The 20,257-nt window shown below is 55.7% G+C and carries 18 protein-coding genes; 12 read left to right on the forward strand and 6 right to left on the reverse strand.

Features of this window, described 5'->3' with window-relative positions:
- Positions 1–44 precede the first annotated feature (44 nt).
- The 4 genes from KK078_RS05495 (at position 45) to katG (ending at position 7,097) form a co-directional block, all read left to right on the forward strand.
- On the forward strand, positions 45–347 hold the full coding sequence (locus KK078_RS05495; RefSeq protein ID WP_254089247.1) for a YciI family protein: 303 nt from the start codon (positions 45–47) through the stop codon (positions 345–347).
- A gap of 42 nt (positions 348–389) precedes the next feature.
- The gene (locus tag KK078_RS05500) at positions 390–2,330 is read left to right on the forward strand and encodes a tetratricopeptide repeat protein (RefSeq protein WP_254089248.1); all 1,941 of its coding nucleotides are present in this window, start codon (positions 390–392) and stop codon (positions 2,328–2,330) included.
- A gap of 120 nt (positions 2,331–2,450) precedes the next feature.
- Entirely contained in the window at positions 2,451–4,613 is a 2,163-nt protein-coding gene (locus KK078_RS05505) for a xanthine dehydrogenase family protein molybdopterin-binding subunit (RefSeq protein ID WP_254089249.1), read from the forward strand.
- Positions 4,614–4,853: 240 nt separating this feature from the next.
- Positions 4,854–7,097, forward strand: a complete 2,244-nt coding sequence (gene katG, locus KK078_RS05510; RefSeq protein WP_254089250.1) for a catalase/peroxidase HPI — start codon at positions 4,854–4,856, stop codon at positions 7,095–7,097.
- Positions 7,098–7,309: 212 nt separating this feature from the next.
- Here katG and KK078_RS05515 read toward each other — a convergent pair whose 3' ends face one another.
- The 6 genes from KK078_RS05515 to KK078_RS05540 all read right to left on the reverse strand — a co-directional run bounded on the left by KK078_RS05515 (position 7,310) and on the right by KK078_RS05540 (position 11,334).
- The gene (locus tag KK078_RS05515; protein WP_254089251.1) at positions 7,310–8,872 is read right to left on the reverse strand and encodes a glycoside hydrolase family 43 protein; all 1,563 of its coding nucleotides are present in this window, start codon (positions 8,870–8,872) and stop codon (positions 7,310–7,312) included.
- Positions 8,873–8,964: 92 nt separating this feature from the next.
- A complete protein-coding gene (locus KK078_RS05520; protein WP_254089252.1) occupies positions 8,965–9,540 on the reverse strand; it encodes a DUF4256 domain-containing protein in 576 nt (191 codons plus the stop codon).
- Positions 9,541–9,552: 12 nt separating this feature from the next.
- On the reverse strand, positions 9,553–10,128 hold the full coding sequence (locus KK078_RS05525) for a YdeI/OmpD-associated family protein (protein WP_254089253.1): 576 nt from the start codon (positions 10,126–10,128) through the stop codon (positions 9,553–9,555).
- Positions 10,129–10,132: 4 nt separating this feature from the next.
- Positions 10,133–10,537: a DoxX family protein gene (locus KK078_RS05530; protein ID WP_254089254.1), complete on the reverse strand. Its 405-nt coding sequence runs from the start codon at positions 10,535–10,537 to the stop codon at positions 10,133–10,135.
- 6 nt (positions 10,538–10,543) lie between these two features.
- Positions 10,544–11,008, reverse strand: a complete 465-nt coding sequence (locus KK078_RS05535; RefSeq protein WP_254089255.1) for an SRPBCC family protein — start codon at positions 11,006–11,008, stop codon at positions 10,544–10,546.
- A 2-nt stretch (positions 11,009–11,010) separates the two neighbouring features.
- Positions 11,011–11,334, reverse strand: a complete 324-nt coding sequence (locus tag KK078_RS05540) for an ArsR/SmtB family transcription factor (protein ID WP_254089256.1) — start codon at positions 11,332–11,334, stop codon at positions 11,011–11,013.
- 236 nt (positions 11,335–11,570) lie between these two features.
- Here KK078_RS05540 and KK078_RS05545 point away from each other — a divergent pair, with 236 nt between their 5' ends.
- From KK078_RS05545 to KK078_RS05580, 8 genes are read left to right on the forward strand one after another with little or no spacing between them, the layout of a single operon-like run.
- Positions 11,571–12,584: an alpha/beta hydrolase gene (locus KK078_RS05545; RefSeq protein ID WP_254089257.1), complete on the forward strand. Its 1,014-nt coding sequence runs from the start codon at positions 11,571–11,573 to the stop codon at positions 12,582–12,584.
- Between the two features lie 19 nt (positions 12,585–12,603).
- On the forward strand, positions 12,604–13,488 hold the full coding sequence (locus KK078_RS05550; protein WP_254089258.1) for an acetoacetate decarboxylase family protein: 885 nt from the start codon (positions 12,604–12,606) through the stop codon (positions 13,486–13,488).
- Complete coding sequence (locus tag KK078_RS05555; protein WP_254089259.1) at positions 13,485–13,958, forward strand: hypothetical protein; 474 nt, start codon at positions 13,485–13,487, stop codon at positions 13,956–13,958. Before KK078_RS05550 ends, KK078_RS05555 begins: the two co-directional genes overlap by 4 nt.
- Positions 13,955–14,341: a patatin gene (locus KK078_RS05560; protein WP_254089260.1), complete on the forward strand. Its 387-nt coding sequence runs from the start codon at positions 13,955–13,957 to the stop codon at positions 14,339–14,341. The genes KK078_RS05555 and KK078_RS05560 overlap by 4 nt, the downstream gene beginning before the upstream one ends.
- Entirely contained in the window at positions 14,328–14,744 is a 417-nt protein-coding gene (locus KK078_RS05565; RefSeq protein WP_254089261.1) for a DUF4345 family protein, read from the forward strand. Before KK078_RS05560 ends, KK078_RS05565 begins: the two co-directional genes overlap by 14 nt.
- Positions 14,734–16,173: a patatin-like phospholipase family protein gene (locus KK078_RS05570; protein WP_254089262.1), complete on the forward strand. Its 1,440-nt coding sequence runs from the start codon at positions 14,734–14,736 to the stop codon at positions 16,171–16,173. Before KK078_RS05565 ends, KK078_RS05570 begins: the two co-directional genes overlap by 11 nt.
- Entirely contained in the window at positions 16,163–17,896 is a 1,734-nt protein-coding gene (locus KK078_RS05575; protein WP_254089263.1) for a metallophosphoesterase, read from the forward strand. The genes KK078_RS05570 and KK078_RS05575 overlap by 11 nt, the downstream gene beginning before the upstream one ends.
- Positions 17,893–20,247 (forward strand): GMC family oxidoreductase, encoded by a 2,355-nt coding sequence (locus KK078_RS05580; RefSeq protein ID WP_254089264.1) that lies wholly within the window; start codon positions 17,893–17,895, stop codon positions 20,245–20,247. Before KK078_RS05575 ends, KK078_RS05580 begins: the two co-directional genes overlap by 4 nt.
- Positions 20,248–20,257 lie beyond the last annotated feature (10 nt).

A 20,257-nucleotide genomic window follows, 5' to 3' on the forward strand; every position in this document is an offset into this window, starting at 1 on the left:
TTTATGCCTGCAAATGGGTACCTTGGGATACCAAACCCCGGCATATGTTTGTGATCAACCTGCACTATATCGTGCCCCTCGACGAACTGGACGCCCACATGAAAGAGCACGTGGCGTTCTTGCAGAAGTACTATAAGGAACAGGTGTTCATCGCCTCCGGCCGTAAAGTACCGCGTACCGGCGGGATCATTCTCGCCGCAGGCCGCACCAAAGAAGAGATCGAGGCGATCATGCAGGAGGATCCGTTCTCTACCCACGGGCTGGCAGAGGTCACCGTAACGGAGTTTCTCACGTCCCAAACGCATCCTGCCTTCAAAAAGCTCCTGAAGGAGGTGTTTAACAGCTAACGCAATTTTTCGTATCTTACAGGTCATCTATACCTGTTTGTTATGAGGATCAAGGCCTTTCTGGTGTTGGGGTTGTGGACGGCTGTGCTTTGTCCGGCGTTCGCACAGATGGAGTGGTTGGGAGAAGCCATTCGCGAATTCTCCACCAGTCAGCTTTGGGAGTTTGAGCCACTCGCCGTCGATTGGAAGATGAACCCCGCGTTGCAGGCCGATTTTAACGAAGGGTTAAATAATCTGCTGGAAGATAGGGCGGCCATGGCGGAGGAGAACCTGACCGTCGTGATTGGAAAAGATCCTGCCGCGTGGCAAGCCTATTATTTTCGGGCCGCTGCCCGCAAGGAGCAACGAAAGCTGAAGGTTGCCCGCGAAGACCTCCAGAAGGCCCTCAAGCTGCACGACAATTTCTATGAAGGCCTGGTAGAGCTTGCGAAGGTTGAATACCTCCAGCGTCAGGTAGCGGAGAGTGAGCAGACCATCAACAAAGCGATCCGTCTCGACCGTTCCCGCGGCACGGCCTACTACCTGAAAGGCGATATCAATCTCGCGCAGCAGCAACTGCGCCCCGCCATCAACAGCTACCGCGACTGCCTGGCGGCGGACAGCCTGTACCACGATGCCCGCATCAAGCTGGCATTGCTCGACGCCTTTGAAAAACGCGATATGACCAAAGCCCTGGCGCACCTCAACAAGGTACTGAAAAACGATTCACTGCAGCGAACGGCCTTACTCTTCCGCAGCATGCTGGGGCGCGAAAAAAATATACGCCAGTCTATAAAAGACTTGTCTATCCTCATCCGCTTGCGCCCCGACGATCTCATGGCGCGGTATTACCATGGGCTCTTTCTGACCGATGTCGGCGATTATGAAAGCGCCTTTAATGATTTTCAGGTGGTGATCACCCGTACCAACATCGGCGACAACCAGTTTGACGGTAAACAAACAAACATCGACAAGTTCATCAATGTGCAAAATGTGGGAGCCTATATCCTGCGGCGCGTATACGGGTTGCCCGATACGGCGGCCGCCCGGATCAAAGAATCCTTTTGCCTGCTGCTGACAGAAAAGCATGACAAAGGCATTGCCGCGCTCGAGCAGGTGCCCGACGGTATGAAAGAACCCTCGGTGGTTTATTTAAAAGCGGTGACGTACGAGCACAAAGGGCAACATCCCAAAGCCCTGCAATATTATGGCATCGCCCTGGGACTGGACGACAAACTGGTAGACGCCTATAAAAAGCGTGGTATATACCGCCAGGAAATGAAACAATGGGCGCTGTCCGTCGAAGACTTTACTACGTATCTCAAGCTCTTTCCGGATGGCTATTACATTCATCGCATCCGCGGTGTTTCCTATTATTACCTGGACCGTTATCCCGAGGCCATTGCCGATTACACGGCCTACTTAAAGAAGGATAGCAGTAATGTCGAAGTGCTCGGCAACCGGGGCATGGCATACCAGAAGTCCCGGCAGTGGATCGAGGCATACGTCGATTTTGCGGCATCGGGTAATATTCATGCCGTGGATTTTTTCCGGGTAGAAAAGATAGTCGACTCGGTTTTGCATGCAAAAGATACCACCCGGGCTTTGTTCTACCTCGATACATTTGTCAAGGCTTCACCGCAGTTCACGGAGGGATATGTACAGAAATTCAAAATACACATGGCGCGCAAGGAGTGGGCCCCGGTATCGGCGGAGATAGGTCTTGCCTTAATTTATGCCCGCAGTGACGCGCCTAAATCCGCGCGTTCCTATATCATGACCCTTACCGCACTGGTACAGGCCCGGTCCAGTGACACCAGCGAAGCCGTCAAGTCGCTCAACGAGGCGATTAAGCTCGATCTCAAAAACGATTTTGCCTACCTGGAGCGGGGTCGGATATACCTGGCCCAGGGCAAGACATCCAAAGCCGCAAGCGATTTTAAAGAAGCCTCGGCCCTGGGCAACGAGCAAGCCCGGCAATTGCTGGCGTCGATGGCGAAGTGATACGCGCGGCGGCATTTCATGTGCCAACCGTAACTTTTTGTGGGGCGAACCCGGCTTTCGGTATAAACCGCGTCCGGAAGGGATTTTTATTTTGTAGTATTATACAAGAATCATGATCCCATGAACCCACGCGCGGATATTTCCAGGAGAGCATTTTTGCGACAGGCCGGTTTGTCGGGCGTGGTGCTCACGCTCGGGTGTTACTGGCCGACGGCTGGAAAAAGTGCCCCCGACATCGTACGGCTGGCGGGAGCTGCCCCGGCGACCACGCCGCTGCTGGCGTGGATCTCGATCGATGGTGCCGGCAAGGTCACGATCTTTTGCCATCGCTCTGAAATGGGCCAGGGTACCTGGCAGTCGTTGCCACAAATCGTGGCCGAAGAGCTTGAAATAGATCTGGACGCCGCCGCGATACAATACGCACCGGCAGATCCCAAGCGGTATGGCCCCCAGCCGCAGGAGGGAAGCTTCTCCGTGCGCGGCTGGTACGAGCAGCTGTTACGCGTAGGCGCCTCGGCGCGGGAAATGTTGATCGAAGCTGCCGCCAGACAGTGGAAGGTACCCACCAGCACCTGCTATGCGAAGCATGGCGTTGTGATCCACCGGCCCACCGGCAGTAAGCTTACCTATGGCGCGCTGGTGCAAGACGCCGCGCAGCTGCCACCGCCGCAGCAGGTCACGCTCAAAAAACGAAAAGACTATACCGTTATTGGTAAATCGCTCCGTCGAAAAGATATACCGGCCAAAGTCAACGGCAGTGCCGTCTTTGGCCTGGACAAGAAACTGCCCGGCATGCTGTATGCCGTGGTCGAACGCAGCCCCAGGTTTCGGGGCAAGGTAAAGAGCTTTGATGATACCGCGGTTCGGGCCGTACCGGGCGTGAAGCACGTGCTCACCGTACAGCGCGCCGTCTTCAACCTGCTTTATGAAGGCGTGGCGGTGGTGGCCGACTCGTCGTGGGCCGCCATGCAGGGCCGCAAGCTGTTGAAAGTGGAATGGAACGACGAGGGCTTCGACCACCTCGACTCCGCCGGGATCACCGCGCGTATGCGCGAGCAGATGCTGCGGCCGTTGCCATCGGAGGCGTTTGAGACGGCGCTGAAAGGCGCCACGGCGACCCTCGAAGCGATCTATGAATCGCCCTATCAGTCGCACAGCTGCATGGAGCCGCTCAACTGTACGGCCGATGTAAAAGAAAACAGCATCGAGGTCTGGGGCCCGATACAGGAAGCCAACTGGATACAGGCCGACCTCAGCGAGCGCCTGAATATTCCGAAGGAGAACGTAAAGGTGAACATGACCTTCCTCGGGGGTGGTTTTGGCCGGAAGGCATTTCCCGACTACTCGTTGGAGGCAGCCTTGCTTTCCAAAGCCGTCAAGGCGCCGGTACAAGTGGTATGGACCCGCGAAGACGACATGACGGGTGGTCCCTTTCGCGCAGGCGCCATGCACCGCTGCCGCGGTGGCATCGATGCGGCAAAGAAGATCTTTGCTTTTCAAGTGGTGTCGTCCTCACAGTATATAGGGCAGGGCGAAGACAACGTTGCCGCACCGGTTCCTGTCTCGACCAACGCGGGCGAGCTTGCCGGCCTGAGCAACGATTATTATAAAACGATACCGCACTATAGCTTCGGTGGCATCCCCATCAAGTCGCCTATCCCTACCATGTGGTGGCGGGCGCCCATTGCCAACGTCGATGCCTTTGCCGGCGAAAGTTTTATCGACGAGCTGGCGCACCTGGCGGCGCAAGACCCGCTGGAGTTTCGCAAGAAACATTTTATATCGCCCCGGTACCTGGCCCTGATAAACAAACTGGCCAACGTCAGCCGGTGGAGCACGCGTGGTAAAAACGAGGGATGGGGCATCGCAATCACCGACAGCTTTGGCGGTATAGTAGGGCAGGTGGTACGCGTCTCGCGTCGCCCCGACAACAAAGTAAAGATCGATAAAGTATATGCCGTGATCGACTGCGGCTGGTACGTAAATCCCGACATCATCCGCGCACAGATAGAAGGCAGCATCATCATGGGCCTGGGCGCGGCTACCACGCACGCCACGCATTTCAAAGAAGGCAAAGCCGTTGAGAAGAATTTTAATGCCTATCCCATGCCGCGCATCGCCGACATTCCCGCCATCGAAGTCCACATCATGGAAAATGATGAAAAAGCCGGCGGCGTAGGCGAACCGGGCCTCCCCGCCCTTGCGCCCGCGCTCTGCAACGCCATTTACGATCTCACCGGCAAACGCATCCGTACCCTGCCGTTCAAGCTCGACGAAGTATAGATCGTTGATAGAAACGATGCGCTTCGGCGCACACGCGTGTGGCCTTTATAACAATCGGCGCACATCCCTGTTATCTTCTCAGAAGAAATGACCCCTCAGTCGACTGGTTTGGCAGAAAAAGAGCGGTTATAGATAAATCCTATGGATCGATAAAGACAATCGATTTGATCTATCCCGGCCATCTGTGAACCTTTGACCCGAAATCGTAAGAGTTATCACCAAACAATTAACCATAATCGCATGGAGAACAACACGGCAACCGGGCAGAAATCGCTCAATGTCAATGACAGTGAAGCAAAATGTCCGTTTCACAATGGGGCGTTAAAACAGACCGCCGGCGGCGGCACCAGAAACCGCGACTGGTGGCCCAACCAGTTGAAGCTCAACATCCTTCGTCAGCATTCCACGCTTTCGAACCCCATGGGCGAAAACTTCAACTATGCAAAAGAATTTAAGTCGCTGGATCTGAACGCTGTCAAGAAAGACATCTTCGACCTGATGACCACGTCGCAAGACTGGTGGCCTGCCGACTATGGTCACTATGGTCCGTTCTTTATTCGTATGGCGTGGCACAGCGCCGGTACCTATCGCGTGGGCGACGGTCGTGGTGGCGCCGGTGCCGGTCAGCAGCGCTTCGCACCGCTCAACAGCTGGCCCGACAACGCCAACCTGGACAAAGCGCGTTTGCTGCTTTGGCCCGTCAAGCAGAAGTATGGTAAAAAGATCTCGTGGGCCGATCTCATGGTCCTGGCAGGCAACTGTGCGCTCGAGTCGATGGGCTTCAAGACCTTTGGCTTTGCCGGTGGCCGTGAAGACGTATGGGAGCCGCAGGAAGAAGTATACTGGGGCTCGGAGACCAAGTGGTTGGGCGACGAGCGTTATACCAAAAGCCGCGAGCTGGAAGCGCCGCTCGGCGCGGTACAAATGGGGCTGATCTATGTAAACCCCGAGGGCCCCAACGGCAATCCGGATCCCCTCGCTTCCGCACGCGACATTCGCGAGACCTTCGGCCGCATGGCCATGAACGACGAAGAGACCGTGGCCCTCATTGCCGGCGGACACTCCTTTGGTAAGACGCACGGCGCCGCCGATCCGGGCAAGCACGTAGCCGCGGAACCCGCCGGCGCCGGCATCGAGGAGCAAAGCCTTGGCTGGAAAAACTCGTTCGGCAATGGACACGGTATACATACCATCACCAGCGGCCTGGAAGGAGCGTGGACGACAACACCGACGAAGTGGAGCAACAACTTCTTCGAAAACCTGTTTGGCTTCGAGTGGGAGCTGAGCAAGAGTCCCGCCGGCGCCCACCAGTGGAAGCCGAAGAACGGTGGCGGTGCAGGCAGCGTGCCCGATGCGCACGACAAATCACTGCGCCACGCGCCCACGATGCTGACAACCGATCTGGCGCTGCGCATCGATCCTGTTTACGAAAAGATCTCGCGTCGTTTCTTTGAAAACCCCAACGAGTTTGCCGACGCCTTCGCACGTGCCTGGTATAAACTTACACACCGCGACATGGGCCCGCGTGCACGTTACCTCGGCCCGGAAGTACCGGTCGAAGAGCTGCTGTGGCAAGATCCGCTTCCGGCGGCAACATACAAGCTGATCGACGACAACGACATCGCCACATTGAAAGGCAAGATCCTCGCGTCGGGCCTCTCCGTATCCGAGCTGGTATCGACCGCCTGGGCGTCGGCTTCGACGTTCCGCGGTTCCGATAAACGCGGAGGTGCCAACGGCGCACGCGTTCGCCTGGCACCGCAGAAAGATTGGGAAGTGAACAATCCCGCGCAGCTGAGCAAAGTACTGAAGACACTGGAAGGTATCCAGAAAGAATTCAACGGTGCGCAGTCGGATGGTAAAGGCGTGTCGCTGGCCGACCTGATCGTGCTCGCCGGAGGCGCCGGCATCGAGAAAGCCGCGAAGAGCGGCGGACGCGACGTAAAGGTGCCGTTCACACCGGGCCGTGTCGATGCCTCGCAAGAACAAACCGACGTCGAGTCGTTCGAGATCATGGAACCGGCAGCCGACGGTTTCCGGAACTACCTGAAAACCCATCACAAGACTGCGGCCGAAGCGATGCTGGTGGATAAAGCCCAGTTGCTGACATTGACTGCACCCGAGATGACCGTACTGATCGGTGGTCTGCGTGTACTGAACACCAACTACGACAAGTCGAAGCACGGCGTCTTCACGAAAACACCGGAGACACTCACCAACGACTTCTTCGTAAACCTGATCGATTTCAGCACCACGTGGAACGCAACCTCCGATTCACAAAACGTGTTCGAAGGCCGCGACCGTCGCACCGGCGCTGTAAAATGGACCGGCACCCGCGTCGATCTGATCTTCGGCTCTAACACGGAGCTGCGTGCCATAGCCGAAGTCTATGCGTGTTCCGACGCGCAAGACAAGTTCATGGAGGACTTTGTCGCTGTGTGGACAAAAGTCATGAACCTGGACCGGTTTGATCTGATTGGCTAAGTATATCGTGACGAGGTATATATATAGAAGGGTCGGCTCAATTGGGCCGGCCTTTTTTTATATCCGTATAGCACATGGCGGAGTACTTCGGAATAGAACCAACGCCAACGATATAACGATTTGGAAAAAGATAATAGAAAGATCAAAGTGGCCACTCACCGGCAGCCTCCTCGTGTGTAATGGTAATCCCCGATCTGGGTAATTTTTACCTCTTATTGTCGTCTTCGGAAAACGCCCGAACGAGCCAGGTGTTGTTGCGTCTCGGGCTTGCGCACGCTCGTGGCAAAATGTTCAAAGCACGCCCGAAGGTCTGTGGTGCCGACAGCCACCAGGGCTACACGAATGGCGCGATCGCGGCTCTGCAGGAATGTAAGCGACACCGGGTCGGTATTGAGCTTGTGGAACTGTGTGCCATTGGTACTGTAGGTCACCAGGGCCTCGCGGCCGTCGCGCACCACAATGCGCACGACCACGCTGTCGGTCTTGCGAATGAATCTTTCTGCCAACAGCACGGGGTGGTGCCCCTTGGAGATCTTCCACAACGACACTTTGCTGCCGATCAGCGTCGCGCGCAGCAGGTTCTGGTCGTCGCTCACCAGCGCAATGCCCGACTCGGCCGTGCAGGCGGAAGGTTTCATCGACACCTCGGCTTCGAGGTCGGTGGTAAAGACTTTCTGCGCCACGTAGGCGCCACACGGCGAGGGGATACTCTGAAGCATCAGCTTGCCTTCGCTCACGTTGTATTGCGGCTTCTGAAAGGCGGAGTGGTGCCACTGCGGCGCCAGGTAATCGCCGTCGAAAGCGTCGGTCACACGGGCGGGTACCGGCGCATCACGGCCGTCCTGCGGTTGAAAGCGCAGCCAGCCGTCGTTGGTATAGGTAAACTCCGACAGCACGCCCTGGCGGCCTGTAAAGACAGCATTGGCGTCGTCGTGAGCATCGTGCAGAAAGTAAAAGCGACCGTTACGCTCTACCGGCGTGCCATGGCCGGGGGCCTTCCAGCGGGCGCCGGCTTCCAGCACGGGGTTGCCGCGATACTTTTGCCACGGCCCGTGCAGGTTGCGCGAGCGGGCAATGCCGGTGGCGTAGAGACAATCGCGGCCCTGGCAGCTGGCCGCCGTATAAAAGGCATACAGGTATTTTCCGTGGCGGGTGATCGACACACCTTCTACCAGGCTTTTTTCCCAGGGCGCGTCGTTTTGAAAAAGCTTGAAAGGCTCGCCGACCGTGCCGGTGCGAGTAGGGTTGAGCCTGGCGGCCCAGATAGGGGTGGGTTTGCCGATGCTGTTGCCGTGCTCCTTCCAGACCAGGTAGAGCGTGCCATCGTTGTCGCGTACGGGAAAGGCGTCGATCGAGCCGGCATCCTGGCACATAATAGGCCCGAGATCCTGATACGGGCCTTCCGGGCTGTCTGCGTGCGCAACCCCTACGCACAGGTTGCCGCCACGCTTGCGGGCCGTGTAATACACGTAAACCCCACCGCTATCGTACGTTATCTCCGGTGCCCGGAAGTACGATTCCGCCCAGTCCGGCAGTTGCGGGAACACATGGCCCCGGAATTCCCAGGTCTCCAGGTCTTTGGAAGCCAGCAGCGGAAATGCGGGGGCCCAGTTCGCAGAAGAGGTTGAAGCCCAGTACGTGTCACCGATTTGCACGACCGACGGATCGGGAAAATCACCCGGCATAACGAGGCGTTGTCCCGCTACAGGCGTAGCGAGCCAAAATAACAGCAATACAGTGTACGCCGGGAGCGAAGTGCGGAGGGAAAGGGTCATGGCAATGGATAGGTTTGCGAAGATAACATAATTATCGTGCCCGCCCTACCGTCCAAACGACAAAAACACCCGGCGAATGGAAGAGTAGGGGGTTAAACCCGTAAAGAACCTCTAAAAGCGCGTGCCGCGTAATATGAATCGGCCCCGTTGTGGTACGTAAAAACGTGGTCGTAGCGACGGTCGCAGAACAGCGCTCCCTTTAATTTCCGGATCGCCGGCGGCGTTTTTATCCAGCTCGATGTCTTCAGATCGAACTCTCCCAATGTTTGCAGAGCCCGGTATTCTTCCTCCGTCAAAATTTCGATGCCCATCTCTTCCGCCAGGTCCAGCGCGCTGTTGGCGGGTTTGTGTTCCTTCCGGGCGTCCAATGCTTCGCGATCGTAGCACACGCTTCTGCGCCCTTTCGGTGTCTCGGCCGAACAATCGTAAAATATATACTCGCCGGTCTTTTTGTCGTAACCCACTACGTCCGGCTCCCCGCCCGTTGTTTCCATTTCATCCAGCGACCACAGTTTGGCCGGGTGCGTTTCCAGGCGTGCCTGCACATCGGCCCAGGCAATGCCCTTGTGACGCTTCATGTTTTTCTCGAAGCGCTTTTGTAATACGTCCAGTAGTTCTTCCGTTTGATCGGCCGACAGTTTGCCGCCTTGTTTTTTTGTCTTTGCCATGGCGTATGATCGTTAATCTTCTAAACCGAACCCATCCAGGATCTTAGGTATATATTTTTCCACCCGTGCCTCGCGCGTTGTGGCCTGCTTGGCAGACGAGAAGTAGAGCAGGTAGCCGCGTTGCCGGCCGGGCGTCAGTGCTGCGAATGCTTTCTTAAGGCCCGGGCTGCTTTGTAGCTTGGTCTTAAATTCGTCCGGCATGGCAAACTCGGCGGTCTTTTTCATTTCTACCTTCTGCCCGGATTTCTCCAGCACAATGGCTTCTTTGATATACGCCTTCAATGTGCTTTTCAACTTCACGATCTCTTTGGCGTCGGTGAACCGTACCTGCCGCGCAGCCTGTACGTTTTCGGTTTGCTGGATCAGGATGCCTTTCGGATCTTTCATCAATGCGCCTTTAAAGAACAGCACCGCGCAATAATCTTTAAACGTGTGGATCAACACAACGTTCTTTTTCTCGAGCGAGTAGCAGGGCACACCCCACTTCAGCTCTTCGTTCAGCCCGCAGCTCAGTACGATCTCGCGCAACAGCCTGGTTTCCTCCTGCCATTGGCCTTTTCCAAAAAAGAAATCTACTTTCGGATTCATAGCATTATGCGTTAGCGGTGATAACTTTTCGACTCGCCGGGCGGAAGGACCACGACAGCACCGTCAGCGCCAGCAACAGCGCGGAGGGGAACAGCTCGGCAATCGCATGGTGCGTGGCAACATGCGAATAGATCGCGCCCGTCAGCAGAAAAACAAAACCTGCATAGGCCCATTCCTTAAGTAAGGCAAATTTTGGGACAAGCAGCGCGACCACACCCAGAATTTTCCACAAGCCGATGATCGTCAGGAAATATACCGGGTATCCTAATTGCGTAATACCATAGACGCCGGGGGGCGACAGGGCACCGTCCGCCGGCGCGTGCATCAGTTGTACCAGCCCGCTGGCTACCATACCTAATGAAAGCCAGATCGTGGCAATCCAATAAATGATCTTGTTTCGTGTTGACATGGGGCATTATTTTAGTTTACTAACAATTTCCTGCAAGCGGTTATGGGCCATGTTCAGCCCGAAGGCGAAGGGTAGTTTGAGCTGCTCATCGCGGGCCGCGTTCGAACGATATATACTTTGTATCGTCAGTTTGCTGGTGTCGTCGGTCAGCGCTTCGAAGTCCAGGAACTCCAGCTGCGCGCCAAATCCATTTTCCATCTCAAACGTGCGCGTGATATTTTTGTCGGGTACGAACGAGTGGATCACACCGTTGGCCCGGAACACCACGTTACCCTGCGGGTCGCTGGTTTCAAACTGGTAGCCGCCGTGCTTTTTGTTTTCCAGCTTGATCACCTTGGTGCCCATCCACTGCGCCACAACTTCAGGGTCTTCATAAGCTTTAAAAAGCAATGCTACCGGCAATTCAAATTCCCGCGTGATGATGATATCCTGTTGGCCGTTTCCGGCCGTGACCTGTGTTTTACGTTCCATAGTTACTTCTTGGGTTTATATTTTTTCATGATGGCCTCCAGTTTTTGAAATCGTTCTTCCCACATGTTGCGGTAAGGTTCGATGAAGTCGGCGATCTCTTTCATTTTTTTAGGGTTGAAGTGATAATAGATCTCACGTCCATGTTGCTCTTGCTTTAATAATTCGCATTCCGTCAGGATCTGTATGTGCTTGGAGATCGTCTGTCGGGACGAATCGAAATTCTCGGCGATGGCACTCGGTGTCATGGCCTGCATCGCTACCAGCGCGATGATGGCCCTGCGGGTAGGGTCGGCAATGGCTTGAAATACATCTCTTCTTAATTCCATAGCGCAGCTATTTGACTGCTAATTTAAGTGCAGTTAAATGACTGCGCAACAGATTACATGATTTTTTCTTAGACAAGTGTCAAAAAGCGCTTAATTAAAGTGGAATAGGGGAAAAATCCGGCTTGTTAAAATGCAGGCGGCAGGCTACTTTCACACAAGAGGGAGCCCATCTACCCATCGTCCGCCAATAGCGGAAGGTGCGGAGGTGGGCTCTCTTTTTCGTTAACGACACACGCATGGCAAACGAGTTTGATACAATACCTTTTCTAACACAAGACGGCGTTACCTGTAACCTGAAACATCTGAAGAGCAGTAAGGGCGGCGAGCCAGTGTTGCTTGTTCACGGCGCCGGTGTGCGCGGCAATATCTTTAATCCTCCCACGGCAAAGAACCTCGTGACTGTGCTCGCAGAGGCAGGTTATGATGTATGGCTCGAGAACTGGCGCGGCAGCATCGATGTAACACCCAACGAGTGGGACCTCGACAAAGCCGCACGCTACGATCATCCCGCCGCCGTACAAAAGGTCGTCGAGCTGACCGGCTACAACCGCATCAAAGCCATCATACATTGCCAGGGCAGCACCAGCTTTATGATCTCCGTCATGCTCGGCCTTGTGCCCCAGGTCAGGCTCATCATCAGCAATGCCGTGTCGCTCCATCCCATCGTACCGCCATATTCGGTCTTTAAGCTCAAGGCGTATGTGCCCTTTGTAAAACTGTTCTTTCGCTACCTCAATCCGCAATGGGGCCTGAAGGCGCCGGGTATAAAAGAAAAGTTCTTACGCTTTATTGTTAAAACCACGCACCGCGAGAAAGATACCCTCGTAGGTAAGTTTGTGAGCTTTACCTATGGGGCCGGCTTTCCGGCGCTGTGGGAGCTGGAAAACCTGGACCGGCCCACCATGGACTGGATACAGCACGAGTTTGCAAATGTACCCCTGACATTTTTCACGCACATCAGCCGTTGTGTGAAGGCTGGCGTGCTGGTGCCCAATCAGAAGGACGCCATCACGACGTATGCACCCGACCTTCCGCCGCTCACCGCGCGCGTGGTGCTATTCGGTGGCCGCAAGAACAAGTGCTTCCTCGCCGACAGCCAGGAGCGCACCTACGACTACCTGCAACGCGTCGATCCCGGCAATCATAAACTGTATATACTCGAACAGTACAGCCACCTGGATGTATTCCTGGGTAAGAATGCACACAACGATGTATTTCCCCTGATGCTCCAGGAGCTCAATCAGACATAACCCTCTTAATCTTAAAAAAATGCCCCCGCTCAGAATCAAACACTATACCGGTCGGTATGCCCTGGTCGACAACATACCCTATCAAATGCCGATCTATGCCAAAGACTCACCCGCATTGATGGCGGGCTTTTCCTGCGACTTAAAAAAAGCCAACGACCTGCTGCCCGGCAACGAAGTGCACGCGCTCAAGCTGCCCAATGGCCGGGCCGTGCTGCTGATCACCGTCATCAACTATTTGCAGACCAGCATCGGCAAGTATATCGAGTACAGCATTGCGATCGGCTGTACCCACGGTCGCAAGCCGGCGCCGGCGCTCCTCAATGTCATGTTCATGAAAGCCTATGGCGTAGGGCAGTATATACTCGACCTGCCCGTAAGCAGTGAAGTATCGGTAAAAGGCGGAAAAGGCATTTGGGGCATGCCCAAGCACCAGGCCAACCTGGACTTTAAGATCAGCGACTCGGTCGTGAGCGCGCAGTATGAAAAAGACGGGCAGTTCGCGTTTCGTATCGAGATCGACCGGCCAAAGTCGCCCTCGCTGGGACTCAAGGTCGGCACCACCAACTATTGCCGTTACCGCAACATGCTGATGGCGTCGTATATCTACTTTCAGTCCAAGGCGGGTGTCAACCTCTTTGGCAAAGCCAGCGGCCGCCTGTTTATCGGCGACCATCCCAATACATCGTACCTGCGCAACCTCGACATCAACCCCGATCCGTTCTTTACCATGTTCATGCCCCGGGCAAACGGCATCCTCGACGATCATTTTCAATGCTGGTTCATGACCTACGACGCGCCGCCGCCGGCCATGCCCGAGGGGTTTGAAAGTGTCTTTAACCTGGGCAGGAACGAAGCGTGGCTGCCCGCACCGGCCTTTACCGATTACGCAAAGTACAGACTATGAAAACAGTGTACGGTTTGAACAAGGCACTGTTGTTTGCCTGTGTGTCCATGTACTTTGGTACAGGCTGGTCACTGGTGCTCTTTACATTTCCCATCGCACCCAGGCTCACGCCCGATAATTATTACAACCAGTTTGTGCCGCAGGTGCAGGCGGCCACGCAATTCTTCACCTATATGACCACGGTGATGATGGTTTGCTGTGCCGTCTTTATTATCGAGAAGTGGCGCAGCCCCGAAAAGGGGTATCCCATCGTGGTGCTCGCGTTGGTGGTAGCCGCCACGGCGCTGACGATCTACTTTATCTTCGAATACAACGAACGCATGGCATCGGGCATTACCGATCCCGTCGAGCTCAAAACCGTACTGAAAAAGTGGATGTTCCTCAACGTGATCCGCGTCAGCCTGTGGACGCTGCAGTGGCTTACCATGATGGTCTATTTCTCCCTGGCACTTAACCGACAACGCGCATGAACCGCTTTCTGAACCTGGTGGTCGTGGGCATCTCGCTGGCGACCATCGTGTCGGGTCTGATGCAGGTGGTCGCGCCGGCCTTTGTGCTGGGCGTCATCGGTGCAGCGATTACGCCTGCTACCGCACATTTCTTTGCTATCGTCGGCATGTTCATGGCGCTCTTCGGCGGTCTGATGCTGCATACAGTTTACAGCGCGCGTACAGCGCCGGTCGCCATAGTATGGTGCGCGTTGCAGAAGCTGGGCGCGTGCGTCGCCGTGGGACTCGGCATCCTGCATGGCATCTTTTCGTGGATGGCCGCCGGTGTGGCATTGTTCGATCTGTTGTCGGGCGTGCTGTTCCTGTATTACCTCAAAATTGTAAAGTCGGGTGAAGACGCTTAGCTACTTTTTGTTTTATACCTATGTCGGGTTGGTGATCGTCGCCGGTTTCTGGGGCGCCTTTGTCGGTCCGCGCCTGGACCATGTCTGGCTGTTTCACCTCGACACCAACACGCTGCCTGAGTATAGCCGCGTCAACCTCATCAGTCAGTACCGGTTCCTGCGGGCGCTCGAGCTGGGGTATGGGCTGTTCGCCGTGCTGTTTACAAAAGAGATCTTTACCCACAAGACCTTCAACGGTCTGTTCCTGCTGATCATGTTCTCCGGCGTGCTGGCACGGGGCGTCTCGCTCATTATCGACGGATCTCCCTCGTGGCTGTTTTATTTCTTCCTGATCTACGAGCTGCTCGGAGTCGTCGTGATCTATCTGTATACCCGCAAAACGACGCTGTATTATGAGTATTGATTCGCTCCTGGCACCGGTGGATGCGCCGGTAAAAAAGTCGCTGATCCTGGCGGGCGGCGGTGTGCGCCTGGCCTACCAGGGCGGCGTGCTGCGCGCGTTACAGGAGGCCGGCCAGCAGTTTGTGCATGTAGACGGCACCTCGGGCGGTATCTTTAATACCGGCATGTTAGCCTCGGGGTTGGAGCCCGACGAGATCGCCGGGCGCTGGCGTAGCCTTAAACTGAGACATTTTGTTTCGGCCCTGGGCCTGAAAAGTTATCTCAAACCGTGGCAGATGACGGGCCTGGGTGATGCCGACGGCATTCGCAATCACGTATTCCCCTCGTTGGGCATAGACCTGGACAAGATCCGGAAAAACAAACGCATAAACGCCACGTTCAACGTCTGCAACTTCTCGCACAAGACCGTCGAGGCCATCCCGCACCACCGCGTCACCGAAGACCACCTCATTGCCGGAGTATCGTTGCCCATCTTTATGCCGGCGCTTATTATCGACGGCCACTGGTATACCGACGCCGTGTGGATCAAGGACGCCAACCTGCTGGAAGCCGTACAACGCGGTGCCGACGAGCTGTGGCTGGTGTGGGCCATCGGCAATACCCGAACCTACCAGCCTGGATCGTTTAACCAGTATGTACACATGATCGAGATCAGCGCCAACGGCGCGTTGCTGGAAGAATATAAACAGATCGCTTATATCAACGAGGCCATCGTTAAAGGCCATGCTCCCTACGGTCAACGGCGCCCCGTCAGGCTGTTTGTCATCAAACCCGACTATCCCTTGCCGCTCGACCCCGACCTGTTCCTGGGCAAGATCGACACGCGCTCGCTGATCAACATGGGGTATGCCGATGCGAAGCGTTGTCTGGCCGCGATGCCCCCTGACGGTGTACCGATGGATCATACCACCACCCGCATGCGCGAGCCGGGCCATCGCCTCAATTTCCGGGGCACGTTTGAAGGCACGTTGTCCTGGCAGGGGGTAAGGACAACGCTGACCCTATATACCTATTTTTCATACCACGACATCGGCGGGCGGTATGTTTTGAATATGTATGCCAGCTTGCATGCCCCGGTGCTGGGACGGGAGATGTCCTTATACGATCTCACGATATCGGCCCATAAGGTTGGAAAGTACCAGGTGTTAACGGCGACAGGCAGAGCCGATCACGCAGGAACGACGTACCGCGTGCACATGACGTGGCGATTATACTCACCGGTGGACTTTCTGTTGGGGCTGGAGTTTAAACGGGCGCAGATCGCCATACACCTGGACGAGTCCACCGTAATAAAAGGTACCCTCTATCAATCCATTCGCAACCGCCTGCGTGGCTGGTTTACCACTGGCGTAGCGACCGAGCAAGGCGGTATGGGCGGACTAAAAAAACGTTATCACATGATGTTAAAATTACTGACGCATGAAATTTGAAAAACGGCCCATGGTGAACTGGTACAACGTCCAGCAACTGGCGTCTACCGGCCTGAAGACCCTGATCTCCGGTATCTTCGGAAACTTTGCCGATAAGCGCGAGATGGAAGCGGCGCTGTCGCCCGGCGCGGGCGCTTACCATGCCCTGGACAAGGACGAATTATGGATCGACTATGTTTCCGATCTGGGCGATGGTTTCAACCCGACCTATACCGTGGCGTACTCGCTGGCCCAGCCCGTGCTGAGTGTCGGCGGAAAAGCGCTGCAGCAGGGTGACGTGCTCATCATGGGCGGCGATGCGGTATATCCCACACCCGAGGCAGTCGAGTATGAAAACCGGTTGCAAGGACCGTACAACGCAGCATTTCCCTGGAAAGACAAACCCGCCGGAGGCAAACCCTATACAAAGAAGTTATTCGTCCTGCCCGGCAATCACGATTGGTATGACGGCCTGGGTAATTTTATCAAGCTGTTCTGCCAGAAGCGGGCGCTGGGCCGCTGGCTGACCGAGCAGGAGCGAAGCTATTTTGCCGTCAGGCTCCCGCACAAATACTGGTTGATCGGCATCGACGTTCAGCTAAACGCCGACATTGACAAACCACAGATGGATTACTTCCGCAAGATCCTCGAAGGACAGGATTTTGAAGCAGGCAGCTCCGTGATCCTTTGCACAGCCGAGCCGTCGTGGGTATATAACTCGTGGGATCAGAAGAACAAGTCGCATGCCCGGATACAGTTCTTTATCGACCGCATCCTCTACGGCGACGAAAATTGCTCCTACTACGAAAAGAATAAAAGCCTGCGCGTAGCGGCAATCCTTACCGGCGATCTGCATCATTACTCGCGTTATGAGCAGGTGCATGAACAGACAGGCCGGGTAACGCAGCTCGTCACCGCGGGTGGAGGCGGTGCGTTCGCACATCCTACACACCTGTTAAAAGAGAGTATTACACTGGAAGGCGGCTACGAAGCCACACGCCGGCAAGCATTTCCCACCGCGGCGCAATCCAGGCGGCTTGCCTGGTGGAACCTGCTCTTTCCGTTCTTCAGTTTACAAATGTGGTTGTTCTTTGGCGCATTTCATTTGTTTACGACGTGGTTTCTGCAATCGGGCCGTCCCGATCAAAAGACCTTCCTGGACCAGGTTAAACACACGCCCGATCTCAGCAGATTGTGTACACTCATCTACGAGCACATCCGGCATAGCCCCTCGGTGGTGTTTTTAAACCTCGTACTGCTGGCGGGCCTTACGTTCTTTGCCGATACGGCCACGGGCAGGAAGAAATGGAACTACATCGCCGGCGGCATCCACGGCTTGCTCCAGTTGCTGGTGTTTTACCTCCTGGTGTGGGCCTTTGCCGTGATCAATATGAACCTGCTGCAGTGGCCGGTGCGATCGTTCCGGCAGATCGCGCTCTTCTCGGCCGAGATGCTTGTCATCGGCGGATGGGTATGCACCATGATCTTTGGCATATACCTGCTGGTAAGTACGCTGGTCATACGAAACCATCCCACCGAAGCTTTTTCCTCCTTCCGCTGGCAGGGGTATAAGAATTTCTTACGCATTAAGATCACCCGCAGCGCGGCGACGATCTATGCCATCGGCATCCGAAAGATCGTAACCGACTGGGAAGAGCAAAGCACCGACCCGCACGCGTCGCGGTTCCGTCCGAAACAAACCATTGACTATACCCTCATCGATGAAATAGAGTTGAAACCATGAAAAAGCTATCAAGCCCCTTCACAGAAATAAAAACGCACTACGACGTCGTGGTGATCGGTTCCGGCTACGGCGGCAGCATCGCTGCCTCGCGCATGGCGCGCTGCGGGCAGAAGGTTTGCCTGCTGGAGAAAGGCAAAGAATTTCTGCCCGGCGAGTTTCCCAGTAACCTCCGGGAGGCCGCCAAAGAAATGCAGTTCAACAAAGGCACGCTCGAGGCGGGATCGGAAAATGGGTTGTATGAATTTGTACTCGGCAAGGAGATCAACGTGTTTAAAGGCTGTGGCCTGGGCGGCACATCGCTGGTCAACGCCAACGTCGCCATCGAGCCCGATGGCCGCGTCATGGCCGACGCCAGCTGGCCCGCCGCCATCCGCAATAACCTGGGCGAGTTCCAGGAAGGCATCCGCCGCGCCTGCGACATGCTCAAGCCCAATCCCTATCCCGAAGGTAAGAACGGTTACCCCGTGTTGCAGAAGACGGAAGCCATGCGCACGTCGGCGAAGTTTATGTCAGAAGAGTTTCGTATGCTCAACATCAACGTCAACTTCGAAGACCGTTATCCCAACCATGTAGGCGTAGACCAACCCAAGTGCCTGAACTGCGGCGACTGCGTGACCGGCTGCAACACCGGCGCTAAGAATACCACCGCCATGAACTACCTGCCCGACGCGGTGAACTTCGGTGCCGAGATCTATACCGAAGTCGGCGTCAAACACCTCGAGCGGGACGATGCACGCAACACCTGGCGGATATACTATCACGCCGTGAACAGTGGCCGCGACAAGTTCAAGGCCCCGTCACTGTTTGTAGAAGCATCCATGGTATTTGTCAGCGGCGGCTCCCTCGGCAGCACCGAGGTGCTGCTGCGCTCGGCCAAAGAAGGCCTGACCCTCTCGCCGCAGCTGGGGCAGAAGTTCACCGGCAACGGCGACGTGCTGGGCTTTGGCTATAACAACGATGTGCCCATCCACGGCATCGGCAAGGGTGACAAGCTCGAGCCCGGCGTCGTAGACCAGGTGGGGCCCTGCATCACCAGCGTGATCGACATGCGCAAGCGCACGCCGTTTACCGAGGGCATGACGCTGGAGGAAGGCAGCATCCCCGGGCCTATACGCTCCATCCTGGTATCGGCGCTCGTTACATTCTCGCGTGTCATGGGGCGCGACTCCGACCGCGGCTGGGGTGATTTCTTTCGCGAAAAGTGGCGCGAGGTGGTCAGCATCTTTCGCGGTCCGTTCAAAGGCGCCGTAGACCATACACAGATCTACCTGGTCATGACGCACGACGACGGCAACGGCGAGATCGGGCTCAGCGGCGACGACGAGGTCAGCATCCACTGGAAAGGCGTCGGCAAACAGAACATCTTCAAGAAGGTCAGCGGCGAGCTGGCCAGCGCTACGGAGGCCCTGGGCGGCAACATGATCCCCAACCCCACGTGGACGAAGATCCTGAATTACGACCTCGTCACCGTACACCCGCTGGGTGGCTGCCCCATGGGCGACGACGCCACCCAGGGCGTGGTGGATCACAAAGGGCAGGTATACAAAGGCTCTAGCGGTACGGCGCTATACCCCGGCCTCTACGTCATGGACGGCGCCATCTTCCCGCGCCCCGTCGGCACCAACCCGCTGCTCACCATCAGCGCCCTGGCCGAGCGCAACTGCAAGCTCATTGCAGCGGAAAAAGGCTGGACGTTGTCATACGACTTTCCGCCAGGGAAGTCGTCACCCAATGGCCAACAGGCAAAAGCCGGTGTACAATTTACCGAAACCATGCGCGGCTATTTCTCTGTAAATGAAAAGGGCGACTACAGCAAGGCTTTTGAAAAAGGCAAGCAGGAAAACTCACCGTTTGAATTCACGCTGACGATCCGCTCCGAAGATGTCGAGACATTTTTGTCGGACAAAGATCACGACGCGCCCATGGCGGGCACCATGACGGCGCCGGCGCTCTCGCCACATCCGCTCATGGCCTGCAACGGCCGCTTCAACCTCTTTGTGCGGGATGCGCAAGACCCCGAACGCAAAAAAATGGTATACAACATCTACCTACAAAGCCGCGAAGGTAAGAAGTATTACTTCGAAGGCTACAAAGACGTGCAGAATAACAAAGGGTTGGATGTTTGGAAAGATACCACGACGCTCTTCATCACCGTATACGAAGAGAACGCCGGCGGCAAAGTAGTAGGTAAGGGCCAGCTCATCATCGAGCCCAAAGACTTCGCCAAACAGCTCACTACCATGAAGGCCATCAATACGCACACGAAGATGGAGCAGATCAAAGCCGTAGCGAGCTTCGGCAAGTTCTTCGCGGGCAATGTGTTTGAGACATACTTTAAGAAGATCCGATAGGTGTCTGCAC

The organism is Dawidia soli, from assembly GCF_018598185.1.
GTDB classification, from domain to species: Bacteria; Bacteroidota; Bacteroidia; order Cytophagales; family Cyclobacteriaceae; genus Ohtaekwangia; species Ohtaekwangia soli.

What these genes read in the sequence shown, in the direction of transcription:
- KK078_RS05545 (WP_254089257.1), top strand. Translation starts at nt 11,571, where the DNA reads ATGGCAAACGAGTTTGATACAATACCTTTTCTAACACAAGACGGCGTT.
- KK078_RS05520 (WP_254089252.1), bottom strand. Translation starts at nt 9,540, where the DNA reads ATGGCAAAGACAAAAAAACAAGGCGGCAAACTGTCGGCCGATCAAACG.
- KK078_RS05550 (WP_254089258.1), top strand. Translation starts at nt 12,604, where the DNA reads ATGCCCCCGCTCAGAATCAAACACTATACCGGTCGGTATGCCCTGGTC.
- KK078_RS05540 (WP_254089256.1), bottom strand. Translation starts at nt 11,334, where the DNA reads ATGGAATTAAGAAGAGATGTATTTCAAGCCATTGCCGACCCTACCCGC.
- KK078_RS05525 (WP_254089253.1), bottom strand. Translation starts at nt 10,128, where the DNA reads ATGAATCCGAAAGTAGATTTCTTTTTTGGAAAAGGCCAATGGCAGGAG.
- KK078_RS05530 (WP_254089254.1), bottom strand. Translation starts at nt 10,537, where the DNA reads ATGTCAACACGAAACAAGATCATTTATTGGATTGCCACGATCTGGCTT.
- KK078_RS05495 (WP_254089247.1), top strand. Translation starts at nt 45, where the DNA reads ATGTTTGTGATCAACCTGCACTATATCGTGCCCCTCGACGAACTGGAC.
- KK078_RS05580 (WP_254089264.1), top strand. Translation starts at nt 17,893, where the DNA reads ATGAAAAAGCTATCAAGCCCCTTCACAGAAATAAAAACGCACTACGAC.
- KK078_RS05570 (WP_254089262.1), top strand. Translation starts at nt 14,734, where the DNA reads ATGAGTATTGATTCGCTCCTGGCACCGGTGGATGCGCCGGTAAAAAAG.
- KK078_RS05575 (WP_254089263.1), top strand. Translation starts at nt 16,163, where the DNA reads ATGAAATTTGAAAAACGGCCCATGGTGAACTGGTACAACGTCCAGCAA.
- KK078_RS05515 (WP_254089251.1), bottom strand. Translation starts at nt 8,872, where the DNA reads ATGACCCTTTCCCTCCGCACTTCGCTCCCGGCGTACACTGTATTGCTG.
- KK078_RS05500 (WP_254089248.1), top strand. Translation starts at nt 390, where the DNA reads ATGAGGATCAAGGCCTTTCTGGTGTTGGGGTTGTGGACGGCTGTGCTT.
- katG (WP_254089250.1), top strand. Translation starts at nt 4,854, where the DNA reads ATGGAGAACAACACGGCAACCGGGCAGAAATCGCTCAATGTCAATGAC.
- KK078_RS05505 (WP_254089249.1), top strand. Translation starts at nt 2,451, where the DNA reads ATGAACCCACGCGCGGATATTTCCAGGAGAGCATTTTTGCGACAGGCC.
- KK078_RS05555 (WP_254089259.1), top strand. Translation starts at nt 13,485, where the DNA reads ATGAAAACAGTGTACGGTTTGAACAAGGCACTGTTGTTTGCCTGTGTG.
- KK078_RS05535 (WP_254089255.1), bottom strand. Translation starts at nt 11,008, where the DNA reads ATGGAACGTAAAACACAGGTCACGGCCGGAAACGGCCAACAGGATATC.
- KK078_RS05560 (WP_254089260.1), top strand. Translation starts at nt 13,955, where the DNA reads ATGAACCGCTTTCTGAACCTGGTGGTCGTGGGCATCTCGCTGGCGACC.